This is a genomic window from Faecalibacterium sp. BCRC 81149 (assembly GCF_022750605.1).
GTDB classification, from domain to species: domain Bacteria; phylum Bacillota; class Clostridia; order Oscillospirales; family Ruminococcaceae; genus Faecalibacterium; species Faecalibacterium duncaniae.
Window position 1 is genome coordinate 123,765 of record NZ_QXJA01000001.1, and the last position, 12,598, is coordinate 136,362.

A 12,598-nucleotide genomic window follows, 5' to 3' on the forward strand; every position below is an offset into this window, starting at 1 on the left:
GAATCCTGTTTTATGGAACGATTGAAACAACAGCTGCAGGCGGAGAAGATCCGCTTTGTCGAAAACGAATCCCTTGCTGCCCACTGCACCTTTAAAATCGGCGGCCCGGCGGATGTTTTTGTCCAGCCGGAGACGGAGGAACAGCTCTGCCGTGTGATCGCACTGTGCAAAGCGTGCGATGTGAAATATTACCTGCTGGGCAACGGCAGCAACATCCTGTTTGAGGATGGGGGCTACCGGGGCGTGGTCGTGGATACCACGGCTCTGAAAATGGGAATTGGTTTTCTGGAAAACGTCAGCCATCCGGGTGCAGAGCCGGGGGCAGTCTACGATGCAGTCATCGCAGGTGCGGGCTTGAAGCTTTCTGCTCTGTGTAAGGCGGCGCTGGACAGCAGCCTTACCGGCCTGGAATTTGCTTATGGCATCCCCGGCACAGTGGGCGGTGCAGTTTATATGAATGCCGGTGCCTACGGCGGAGAGATGAAAGACGTGCTGGTCTCTGTGACGTATCTGACCAGAGAAGGCGAGATCGTGACAGAAGATGCCGCAAACCTCAACCTCTCCTACCGGCACAGCATCTTTGAGGAAAACGGCGGCTGCATCCTGAGCGCAAAGTTCCACCTGAAGCGTGGAGATTCGGCAGTCATCAAGGCCCGGATGGATGAGCTGATGCAGAAGCGCATCGACAAGCAGCCGCTGGATAAGCCCAGCGCCGGCAGCACCTTCAAGCGGCCGGTGGGAGCGTTTGCGGCTGCCCTCATCGACCAGTGCGGCCTGCGGGGCTATCGCCACGGCGGGGCTGCGGTCAGCGAGAAGCACTGCGGCTTTGTGGTGAATCTGGGCGGCGCGACCTGCGCTGATGTGCTGGCCTTGTGCGATGAGGTGCGGGCAGTCGTAAAGGAAAAGACCGGGTACGACCTGGAAAAGGAAATTCGAGTGGTCAAGGCATAAGAGGGAAAATGGTATGGATCTTCTGATCGTCAGCGGGCTTTCCGGTGCGGGAAAATCGGTTGCGATGAACGCACTGGAGGATATCGGCTTTTTTTGTATCGACAATGTTCCGGCAGAGCTTCTGCCCAGCATCACGGCGTTCTCCAAGGCGGGCGATAACCAGCTCAAGCGGGTGGCGCTCTCTATGGATGTGCGTGGCTGCCACACCAGCGAGCAGATCGAACAGGCACTGCACCAGCTGGATGAGCAGGGCATCGAGTACGAGATCTTATTCATCGATGCCCCGGATGATGTGCTGATGCGCCGTTACAGTGAGACCCGCCGCCGCCATCCCATCAGCATTGCCGAGGGAATCTCCACCCGGGAAGCACTGGCAAAGGAACGGCAGATCCTGCAGCCCTTCCGGGAACGGGCAGACTACACCATCAACACGGAGTTTCTCTCCACGGCCCAGAATAAGGAGCGCATTTGTAATTTGTTTGCGCCAGATGGCGGGGCAAAGGCAGCAATGCGGCTCACCGTGATGTCCTTCGGCTTCAAGTTCGGCATCCCGGAGGATGCGAACCTGGTGCTGGATGTCCGCTGCCTGCCCAACCCTTTCTATATCCCGGAGCTCAAACATAAAACGGGGCTGGATGAGGAAGTGGTAGATTTTGTCATGGGCCACCCGGAGGCAAAGGAACTGCTGCGCCGGTATGAAGGTTTTCTGGAGTATGCTCTGCCCCTCTATGTCAAGGAGGGAAAAAGCCAGCTGACCATTGCAGTGGGCTGCACGGGCGGCAAGCACCGCTCAATCACCTTTGCGCGGAAAATCGCAGAATATTGCAAACAACTGGGCTATCAGACCGGCATTCAGCACCGTGATGCGGCGCGCTGACCCGGCAGAGCCCGTGAGAACAGAAATGAGAGTGACATGAGTTTTGCATCCCAGGCACGGGAAGAAATCGCACAGCGCAGTTTGCAGCTGCAAAAGGATTGCTGTGTGCGGGCGGCAGCCTATGGCATCGCCTGCTTTGCCAAATATTTTGATGCACGGGGCCTTGTGCTGCAGACTGAGCAGGAGCTGACCGCCCGTGTGGCCGAACAGCTGTTTGCCCGCTGCGGCGTGCAGGGTACGGTGCTGGAAAAGCCCCGCCCCAGCGGTGTGGTGTATGAGTTTGGCATCCGGGAACCGGAGCAGGTGCGCCGGATGCACGAGCTGTTCAGCACCACGGGCAGCGAGACGAGCTTGCAGATCGACCCGGGGCTCATCCGGTGCCAGACCTGCGTGAGTGCCTATATCAGCACGGCGTTCCTGTGCGGCGGCACTGTGACGGACCCACAGAAGGAGTATAATCTGGAATTTCTGACCGGACGCACCAACCTTGCAAAGGATTTTGAGGCCCTGCTTGCTGAGCATGAATTTGCGCCCCACCGTACCCGCCGCAACGGCGTAAACCTGATTTACGTCAAAAGCAGCGCCAGCGTGGAGCGCATCCTTGCGTTTATGGGAGCAGCAGAAGCTTCGGCCCGGATGAATGCCCAAAAGGCAGTCAAGCAGCTGCGCAACCAGATCAACCGTCAGACCAATTGTGATACCGCAAATCTGGGCAAAACGGCCCGGGCCAATGCCCAGACCACCCGTGCAATCCGTTTTTTGCAGGAGCAGGGTGCGCTGGAAACACTGCCCGAGGTTTTACAGCAGGCTGCGGCCATTCGAATGGAAAATCCGGACTTGTCCCTGACAGCTCTGTGTGGCTGCTTTGACCCGCCCGTGAGCAAATCGGGGCTTTCGCACCGGCTGAAGAAGCTGGAAGCGCTGGCAGAGGATCTGCGCAGACGATTGGAAGAAAACGCGGAAAAGGAGGAAACGAAATGATCGAACCCAGTGAGGGCAACAAGCAGGGAAGAGACTTCGTCCACCTCCATATCCATACAGAATACAGCCTGCTGGACGGTGCCTGCCGCATTGACCAGCTGATGGATCGGGTGAAGGAGTGCGGCCAGACCGCCATTGCCTGCACCGACCACGGTGTGATGTACGGCTGTGTGCAGTTCTACAAGGCGGCCAAAAAGGCGGGCATCAAGCCAATCATCGGCTGTGAGGTCTATGTGGCCACCCGCACCCGCTTTGATAAGGTGAACAAGATCGATGGCAACAATCATCTGATCCTGCTGTGCAAGAACGAGACGGGCTATAAAAACCTTGCCAAGCTGGTTTCTGCCGCCTTTATCGAGGGCTTCTACTCCAAGCCGCGTGTGGATAAGCAGCTGCTGGAGCAATACCACGAAGGCCTCATCTGTCTCTCTGCCTGCCTGGCGGGTGAGATTCCGCAGGCGATCCTGTCCGGCGATTACGAGCGCGCTAAGGCTTCTGCCCTGTGGTATCGCGACCTCTTTGGTGAGGGCAATTACTACATTGAATTGCAGGATCACGGGCTGGAAGAGGATAACATTGTGCTGCCCCAGCTCATCAAGCTGGCACGGGAGACCGGCATCCCCATGGCAGCCACCAACGATTCCCACTACCTGCGCAAGGAGGATGCCAAGATGCAGGCGATCCTGCTCTGCATCCAAACCGGAAAAACCATGCAGGATGCCGACCGTATGGAATTCCAGACCGACGAATTCTACGTTAAAACAACGGATGAGATGTACGATCTGTTTGCCATGGTGCCGGATGCCTGTGCCAACACACAGATCATTGCCGACCAGTGCAATTTTGATTTTGAGTTTGGTAACACCAAAATTCCGTATTATAAGGCCCCCGGCGGCATGGACAACCAGGCGTTCTTTGAAAAGCTCTGCTGGGAGGGTCTGGAGCGCCGCTACGGTTCCGATGTGCCGCAGGCCAACAGAGACCGCCTGAACTACGAGATCAGTGTCATCAAGACGATGGGCTATACCAACTATTACCTCATCGTCTGGGATTACGTCAACTATGCCAAGAGCCAGGGGATCCCGGTGGGCCCGGGCCGTGGCTCCGGTGCGGGCAGTATCGCAGCATACAGCGTGGGCATCACTGACATTGACCCCATCCGCTATAACCTGATCTTTGAGCGCTTCCTGAACCCGGAACGTGTCAGTATGCCCGATTTCGACGTGGACTTCTGCTACGAGCGCCGCCAGGAAGTGATCGACTACGTCAACCGCAAGTATGGCGCTGATCATGTAGCTCAGATCGTTACCTTTGGTACCATGGCTGCCCGCAATGCGATTCGCGATGTGGGCCGTGTGATGGGAATGCCGTATCAGGAAGTGGATGTAGTGGCAAAGCAGGTCCCGGCGGAGCTCAAAATGACCATCAAACATGCGTTGGAGGTCTCACCGGAGCTCAGGCGGATGTATGAAACGGACCCGAAGGTGACGGAACTGCTCGACACTGCCATGAAGGTGGAGGGAATGCCCCGCCACGCTTCTACCCATGCAGCCGGTGTTGTGATTACCCCGGAACCAACGGATTACTATCTGCCCCTTGCCACCAACGATGGCCTGCCTGTGACCCAGTTCAACATGACGGAGATCGAGGAGCTGGGCCTGCTGAAGATGGACTTCCTCGGTCTGCGCACCCTGACGGTCATCCGGGATGCGGAGCTGGCCATTCAGAAAAAAGAACCGGATTTCTCCATCGCCAAGTTGGATTATGACGATCCCGAAACCTACAAAATGCTCTCCCGGGGTGAGACCGAAGGCGTGTTCCAGCTTGAATCTTCGGGTATGAAGCAGGTGCTGGTGGGCCTGCAGCCGCAGAATTTGGAAGATGTCATCGCTCTGATCAGCCTGTACCGCCCCGGCCCGATGGATTCCATCCCGACCTACCTGCGCAACCGCCATGAACCGGACAAAATCAGCTATAAGACCCCGCAGCTGGCCCATATTCTGGATGTGACCAATGGCTGCATCGTCTATCAGGAACAGGTCATGCAGATCTTCCGGGAGCTGGCAGGCTTTTCATTCGGGCAGGCAGATAATGTCCGCCGTGCCATGAGCAAGAAGAAACACGCTGTGATGGAGGCGGAGCGGGAACATTTTGTCCACGGCTGCACAGACCCCGGCAACGAGTGCCCGGGCTGTGTGGCAAACGGCATCTCGGAAAAGGTTGCAAACGAAATTTACGATGAGATGTCCAGCTTTGCATCCTACGCCTTCAACAAGAGCCATGCCGCCTGCTATGCCTATGTGGCATTCCAGACAGCCTACCTCAAGTGCCATTACCCCAGTGAGTTTATGGCTGCTCTGCTGACCAGTGTGCTGGACAACACCGGCAAGGTCATCGAGTATTCCGGCGAATGCGCCCGGCTGGGGATCAAGGTCCTGCCGCCGGATATCAATATCTCGGGCAGCGGCTTTACTGCAGAGGACAGCGGCCGGATCCGTTTTGGCCTGAATGCTGTGAAAAATGTCGGCACCCGGCTGATTGAACGCTCCGTAGAGGAGCGGCAGGAAAAGCCTTATACCAGCCTGTATGATTTCTGCAAGCGGATGCATGGCACCGAGCTGAACCGCCGCACTGTGGAAAGCCTCATCAAGGCCGGTGCCTTTGATAATCTCGGCTCCAACCGCCGCAGTCTGGTCGAAGCAACTGAGGGCGTGCTCAAGAGCATCGAGAGTGACAGCCGGAAGAATCTGGATGGTCAGATCGACCTCTTCTCGATGATGAGCGGCACGGACAATACGTCTGCCACCGACAGCTATGAGATCAAGCCCTGCCCTGAGTATACCCATGCCGAGCTGCTCCAACAGGAGAAAGAGGTCAGCGGCCTGTACCTTTCCGGACATCCGCTGGATGCCTACCGGGAGCAGTCAGCTCAGTTTGCCACCCACACCATCAAAGCTCTGACCGGCGAGGATGCCAATGTGCCGGACAACAGCCATGTCCGCATCGTCTGCACCATTGTCAAGAGCAAAATGGTGACGACCAAGACCAACAGCATGATGGCCTATACCAGCGTAGAGGATCTGACCGGCACCATGGAGGTCATCGTGTTCCCGCGTACACTGGAAACATTCCGGGACGTGCTGCACGATAACGCGGTCGTGGTCATTGAGGGCCGCCTGTCTATCCGGGAGGATGAACCTGCCCGCCTGGTCGCCGAGAGTATTTCGCCCATTGAGGGCTATAACCCCGTCAGGCCGCAGGCCAACCGCCCCAATCAGATGCGGGATGCAGCCCGGCGGCTCTACGTCCGGCTGCCCTCCCGCACCAGCCCGGAGTACGCCAAGGTGGTCAATTTGCTGGAGATTTTTGACGGTGATATGCCGGTGATCTTCTATCTGGAGGACACAAAACAGAAGCTGGCGGCTCCCCGCAGGCTGTATACGTCAGGTCATCCGCTTTTCTTTGAGGAACTGCAGCGCATCGTGGGTGAAAAGAATATTGCAACAAAATGACATGCGCAGGAACGATTCAAACCAGGTGCACATGTGCCAAAAACAACACCAAGACGTACGCCTGTGAATTTTAATAAACTTTTAACGAAGTGCCAAAAAGGTATTGGATTCAAGCGGGAACTGTGTTATAATGTCTAAAGGCAAGTTATGATCTGAGCAAGGCGATGGAGCTGGTGCCCAAAGAGAGAGGGTTAGTGCTCCATAGGTAAATGACGAAACAATTGGAGGGAATCTTTCCATGGAAAAGCAAATCAAAACGATTGGTGTGCTGACCAGCGGCGGCGACGCTCCGGGTATGAATGCTGCAGTTCGCGCCGTTGTCCGTGCAGGCCTGCACAAGGGCTTCCGTATGATCGGCATTCAGCGTGGCTACAATGGCCTGCTGGATGGCGAGTGCTTTGAAATGAACCTGCGCAGCGTTTCCAATATCATCTCTGCCGGTGGCACCATCCTGTATACGGCCCGCTGCCTGGAGTTCAAGACCAAGGAGGGTCAGGACAAGGGCGCTGCAAAGTGCCGTGAGCTGGGCATTGACGCGCTGGTGGTCATCGGCGGCGACGGCTCCTACCGCGGTGCCCGTGAGCTGGCACACCGCGGCATTCCGATGATCGGTCTGCCCGGCACCATCGATAATGATATCGCCTGCACCGATTATACCATCGGCTACGATACTGCAATGAACACCGCCCTGGAAATGATCGACAAGCTGCGCGATACCACCCAGAGCCATGACCGCTGCAGCGTGGTCGAGGTCATGGGCCGCAATGCGGGTTACATCGCTCTGAACGTTGCCATTGCCTCCGGTGCCATGGCTGTGCTGCTGCCCGAAAAGGAATTCGATATGCAGCACGATATTCTGGATAAGATCACCGAGACGCAGCGCACCGGTAAGCGCCACTTCATTGTCATTGTTGCCGAGGGCATTGGTCACTCTCAGGAGATCGCCAACGAGATCCAAGCCCGTACCGGCATCGATACCCGCGCCACCATTCTGGGCCATGTCCAGCGCGGTGGCTCTCCCACTCTGCGTGACCGCGTGAACGCTTCCGCAATGGGCTATCACGCTGTCTGCCTGCTGGAGCAGGGTAAGTATAACCGCATCGTCGGTATGAAGGGTGAGCACCTTGTGGATTACCCCGTGGATGAGGCGCTTGAGATGACTAAGACGCTTGACCCCGTACTTATTGACGTGTGCAACACCATTTCTATCTGAGAATAACAGACGTATCTATGCTTTATAACGCGTAAAATCAGCCCCCGGAGAGCCGTGAAACGTTCTCCGGGGGCTTTTGTGTCCCGCTTTACAGCACTTTGGCACCGTTTGCGGTCAATTTGAAGGTTGCGCCCAGCATATCCGCTGCCTCGCGGCACATCAGCATCCGCTGCAATCAAATTGCTGTAAAATCTATGTGCAAAAGTGGCTTCGCATTTTCATTTCTCTTCCCAGCAAATCGAATTCGTGCTACAATAGATTCGGACAAATCAAAGAGAGGGAACGTAACATGAAAATACAATCTGTTGCTATTTTGGGCGCTGGAGCGGTGGGCTCTTACATCATCTGGGGGCTTTCTAAAAAGGATAATATCCGTCTGGGTGTGATCGCGGAAGGCGACCGTGCCCAGCGGCTGAAGGAAAGCGGCTGCGCCATCAATGGAGCAGTTTACCACCCGGAGGTCTGGACCCCGCAGGAAGCACAGGGTGTAGACCTGTTGGTCGTTGCACTGAAATATGGCTCACTGCCCGGAGCTCTGGAAAGCATCAAGACCGCTGTTGGCAGCAATACCGTTGTGATGAGTCTGATGAACGGTGTGGACAGCGAAGAGCTGATCGCCGCACAGGTAGGTGCAGAGCATCTGCTGTATTCCTTCATTAAGGTTACATCTCACAAGGAAGCGGATGGTTACCATTTTGACCCGGATGCAACATTGGGTGTGATCTATGGCGAGCGATTTGCACCGTTTGAGAGCGAACGTGTCAAGGCAGTGCGGGAACTGTTCACGGATTCCGGGGTTAACTTCCGGGTTACGGAGCACATTCAGGAAGAGATGTGGAGCAAGTTCCGGCTGAACGTCTGCAATAATCTGCCGCAGGCGATTCTGGGGGCCGGTGTGGGCTGTTACCGGGACAGCGTCCACATGAAAGCCATCAGCGATGGCCTGCGCCGGGAACTGGAAGCCATTGCAATTGCACGGGGCATTGATCTGCGCATTGCAGATGCCGTCAGCCACGGATGCGCTGTTCCTGCCACGGCCCGTTATTCTACTCTGCAGGATCTGGATGCCGGACGGCATACAGAGATCGATATGTTCTCGGGAGCGCTGATGCGGATGGGAAAGGAGCTTGGGATTCCCACGCCGTATAACGAATACACCTACCACATGATCAAGGCCATGGAAGAGAAAAATGACGGCCTGTTCGATTATGATGGCACGGAGGAACCCACCTGGGCAAAATAAAGCGACTGTCTTATTAGGATTCGGCACGTCCACTCCCGAGTTACCGGAAGCACTTTTGGCTGTATTTTGCTTTTGAAATATGGTATAATTACCGTATTGGTATTGGGAAAAGGAGAGTAAACGAACGTGGAACTGGAACAGGCACGCAAACGCGCAGAAGAACTGCGCGTGATCATTGAAAGGAACAACCGTTTATACTATGATCAGGATGCCCCGGAGCTGGAGGATTTTGAATATGACGCTTTGACCCGGGAGCTGAAAGCACTGGAGGCAGAATTTCCGCAGCTGGTCACTGCGAATTCCCCGACCCAGAAAGTGGGCGGCACCCCCAGCGGGCGCTTTGCCAAGGTGACACATGCTGTGAAGATGGAAAGCCTGCTGGATGCGTTTTCCTATGACGAACTGCGTGATTTTGACCGCCGGGTGCGGGAAGCCGGAATCGAGCCGGAATATGTCGTCGAGATCAAGATCGACGGCCTTTCCTGCAGCCTGGAATATGAAAACGGTGTGCTAGTGCGTGCTTCCACCCGCGGTGACGGCGTGGTGGGTGAAGATGTGACAGCCAATGTCAAGGCCATCAAGCGTATTCCAAAGACTTTGAAAAATGCCCCGGAATATCTGGAAGTGCGCGGCGAGGTCTACATGCCGCACGATGCCTTCCAGCACCTCTGTGCGGAACAGGAATTACAGGGTGCGGCACCGTTCAAAAATCCGCGCAATGCTGCCGCAGGGTCTCTGCGTCAGAAGGATTCTAAGATCACCGGCAGCCGTGGGTTGTCCATCTTCGTATTCAACGTCCAGCAGGTGCGGGGCAGGGAGCTGACCAGCCATGCCGAAAGCCTAGACTACCTCAAGAGTCTGGGCCTGCCAGTCTCTCCGCGTTATCATATCGTGCACGATATCGAGGATGCCATTGCAGAGATCGAGCAGATCGGCCAGAACCGTGCAGCACTGGATTTTGATATGGACGGTGCTGTGATCAAGGTGAACAACTTTGCACAGCGGGAACTGCTGGGCTCCACCAACAAATTCCCGCGCTGGGCCATTGCGTTCAAGTATCCGCCCGAGGTCAAGGAGACCACATTGCGCAGTATTGAAGTCGGCGTGGGACGCACCGGCGTTCTGACTCCCACTGCCTGCTTTGACCCGGTGTTTCTGGCAGGTACCACGGTTTCCCGTGCCACCCTTCACAATGAAGATTTTATCCGTCAACTGGGTCTGTGTATCGGAGATACCATTCAGGTGCGCAAAGCGGGTGATATCATTCCGGAGGTCATCGGTGTGACCCGCCATGAACCGGATGCTCAGCCTTACCAAATGCCGGAATTCTGCCCCTCCTGCGGTGCCCCGGCAGTGCACCTGGAAGATGAAGCCGCATTGCGCTGTGTCAACCCGGAATGCCCTGCACAGGCACTCCGCAATATCATCCACTTTGCATCCCGGGATGCCATGGACATCGACGGTCTGGGTACTATGGTCGCCACGCAGCTGGTGGATAAAGGGCTGGTACACTCTGCGGCAGATCTCTATGACTTGACAATAGAGCAGCTGCTCACACTGGAAAAGTTCAAGGAAAAGAGCGCAAACAATCTGCTGCTGGCGATCGAAGCTTCCAAGCAGAACAATCTGGATAAGCTGGTGTTTGCGTTTGGAATCCGCAATATCGGCGATAAAGCCGCCGCATTGCTGGCAGAGCATTTTGGCTCTCTGCAGGCCATCCGGGAAGCAACCGAGGAGCAGATCGGCGAGATTGATGGCTTTGGCGGCGTGATGGCCCAGAGCGTGACTGAATTCTTTGCCAAAGACGGCACCACGGATCTGGTGCACCGTCTGGCCGATGCCGGTGTGAACATGCAGTGGAAGGGGGAGCCCAAGGGCGATAAGCTCACCGGGAAAACGCTGGTCGTGACCGGAACACTGGAAACACTCTCCCGCAGTGAAGCTGAGGCGCTCATCGTAAAGAATGGCGGCAAAGCCAGCGGTTCTGTTTCCAAAAAAACAGCTTATGTGGTGGCTGGTGCCGCCGCAGGTTCCAAGCTGACCAAGGCACAGGCACTGGGTGTGCCTGTGCTGACCGAGGCAGAGTTCCTTGCTATGATCGCAGAGGATAACTCCCAGCAATAATCAGAAAACCTGTTCTAAAAAGCCCGTACAGTTTGGATGCTGTGCGGGCTTTTCTGCGCCCTGCGGGTTCTAACCTCCGGGCCGGTGCATAAACTGATGTCAAAGGACACGGAAGGAGAACAGAAGATGGACGAGTATTATCAGGTGGTGCAGGCTTTGCCCCAATGGCTGGCAAGGCCGCTGGGGCAGCTCCCATCAGAAGACGCAGAGACTGTACATGAGCTGCGGCTCCGGCTGGGCTGTGCTCCACAGTTTACGGTGCAGGGGTGCAGCTGCACACCGACACAGCTGGCACCTGAACTGAACGCACTGCAAACGATGCAGCTGACCCCGCTGCAGATGGAAGAGATCCTGTTCACCCTCTGCGGCGGCTCAGTCCATACCCATCAGACAGAGATCGCACAGGGCTATGTCACACTGGAAAATGGATGTCGGGCAGGGCTTGGCGGGCGTTTTTTGCAAAACCCGGAACAGGGCACGGTTCTGCAGGAGCTCACCTCTGTCAACCTGCGCATTGCCCGGGAAAAGACCGTTCCGCTTCCCCCGGAACTGACCACCGCGCTGCAAGGGCATTTCATCGGGATGCTTCTTGTTGGAGAGCCGGGCAGCGGCAAGACCACATTGCTGCGCAGTATTGCCCGGGAGCTCGTCCGGCAGCAGAAGATCCTTTCGGTCATTGATGAACGGCGGGAGCTCTTTGCCGGGAATATACACGGCGAGGCGCTGGATGTTCTTGCCGGGCTCCCCAAGGGACAAGCAGTGCAGATGGCATTGCGCAGCCTTTCGCCACAGGTGATCCTGCTGGATGAGCTGGGAGGTCTGGATGAGGTCACAGCGCTGGAGCAGGGCCTGTTCAGCGGGGTGGATTTTGTTGCCACCCTTCATGCTGCCACACCCGAAGAGGCGACCATGCGCCCACAGGTAAAATGTCTGATGGAGCGCGGCGCGGTGCGGGTGCTCGTCTGGCTGACCGGCAGACAAGCACCCGGATGCATCGGGGAGGTGCGATTTCTATGAGCTCTCTGCGCTGGTTGAGTGTCTGCTGTTTTGTCGTCTGCGGCTGGTGTGCAGGCGACAGCTTTCATCAGCAGGCGCAGGCGCATCTGGAAGCCCTGCACAAAACACTGGATTTGCTGGAAACGCTGCATCAGGAAATCAGCTTCCGCCGCAGTGACCTGAATCTTCTCTGCCGGAAGTTGATACAGGATGGGCAGCTTCCACCAGAAACGGTTTCGTTACAAACGCTGGAGCCCTTTCCCTCCCTGACCTTAGAAGAACGCACCCGCTTCTCAGAATGTTTTTCAGGCCTGGGGCGGTTGGAAGCGGAGCAGGAGTGCAGACGGCTTGAATTGTATCAGGCACAGTTTCAGGCAGCCTTGCAGGAAAGTGAAGCTGTGGCCCGGACGCAGTCGATGCTTTCGCACAAGCTGGGCCTGGCCGCCGGGCTTGCAGCTGCCATTCTGCTGGGATGAATCAGCCCAAAAGGAGAGGACGCGGATGGAGATTGACCTTATCTTCAAAATTGCGGCCATTGGCATCATTGTTGCCGTGCTGAACCAACTGCTGATCCGCTCCGGGCGGGAGGATCAGGCAATGATGACGACATTGGCCGGTCTGGTGGTCGTGCTGTCCATCCTGGTCAAACAGATCAGTGTGCTGTTCGTTACCATCAAGTCGCTGTTTGCACTATGAGTGCA

At 56.3% G+C, this 12,598-nt stretch carries 10 protein-coding genes; all 10 read left to right on the plus strand.

Going from position 1 to position 12,598, the window contains the following annotated elements; genetic code table 11:
* Positions 1–12 precede the first annotated feature (12 nt).
* The 10 genes from murB to spoIIIAC all read left to right on the plus strand — a co-directional run bounded on the left by murB (position 13) and on the right by spoIIIAC (position 12,593).
* Complete coding sequence (gene murB, locus D3F01_RS00585; protein WP_242885504.1) at positions 13–951, plus strand: UDP-N-acetylmuramate dehydrogenase; 939 nt, start codon at positions 13–15, stop codon at positions 949–951.
* A 13-nt stretch (positions 952–964) separates the two neighbouring features.
* Positions 965–1,828, plus strand: coding sequence for an RNase adapter RapZ (rapZ, locus tag D3F01_RS00590; protein WP_097771147.1), 864 nt, complete (start codon positions 965–967; stop codon positions 1,826–1,828).
* A gap of 36 nt (positions 1,829–1,864) precedes the next feature.
* Positions 1,865–2,809, plus strand: coding sequence for a DNA-binding protein WhiA (gene whiA, locus D3F01_RS00595; RefSeq protein ID WP_242885505.1), 945 nt, complete (start codon positions 1,865–1,867; stop codon positions 2,807–2,809).
* Positions 2,806–6,321 (plus strand): DNA polymerase III subunit alpha, encoded by a 3,516-nt coding sequence (locus tag D3F01_RS00600; protein WP_242885507.1) that lies wholly within the window; start codon positions 2,806–2,808, stop codon positions 6,319–6,321. Before whiA ends, D3F01_RS00600 begins: the two co-directional genes overlap by 4 nt.
* Positions 6,322–6,559: 238 nt before the next feature.
* Complete coding sequence (pfkA, locus tag D3F01_RS00605) at positions 6,560–7,534, plus strand: 6-phosphofructokinase (RefSeq protein WP_097771144.1); 975 nt, start codon at positions 6,560–6,562, stop codon at positions 7,532–7,534.
* A 289-nt stretch (positions 7,535–7,823) separates the two neighbouring features.
* Complete coding sequence (locus D3F01_RS00615; protein WP_242885509.1) at positions 7,824–8,777, plus strand: 2-dehydropantoate 2-reductase; 954 nt, start codon at positions 7,824–7,826, stop codon at positions 8,775–8,777.
* A 126-nt stretch (positions 8,778–8,903) separates the two neighbouring features.
* The gene (gene ligA, locus D3F01_RS00620; RefSeq protein ID WP_242885511.1) at positions 8,904–10,901 is read left to right on the plus strand and encodes an NAD-dependent DNA ligase LigA; all 1,998 of its coding nucleotides are present in this window, start codon (positions 8,904–8,906) and stop codon (positions 10,899–10,901) included.
* A 126-nt stretch (positions 10,902–11,027) separates the two neighbouring features.
* Positions 11,028–11,918, plus strand: a complete 891-nt coding sequence (locus D3F01_RS00625) for an ATPase, T2SS/T4P/T4SS family (protein WP_242885513.1) — start codon at positions 11,028–11,030, stop codon at positions 11,916–11,918.
* Positions 11,915–12,373: a hypothetical protein gene (locus tag D3F01_RS00630; RefSeq protein ID WP_242885515.1), complete on the plus strand. Its 459-nt coding sequence runs from the start codon at positions 11,915–11,917 to the stop codon at positions 12,371–12,373. The genes D3F01_RS00625 and D3F01_RS00630 overlap by 4 nt, the downstream gene beginning before the upstream one ends.
* A gap of 25 nt (positions 12,374–12,398) precedes the next feature.
* A complete protein-coding gene (gene spoIIIAC / locus D3F01_RS00635; protein ID WP_005934292.1) occupies positions 12,399–12,593 on the plus strand; it encodes a stage III sporulation protein AC in 195 nt (64 codons plus the stop codon).
* Positions 12,594–12,598: the final 5 nt, after the last annotated feature.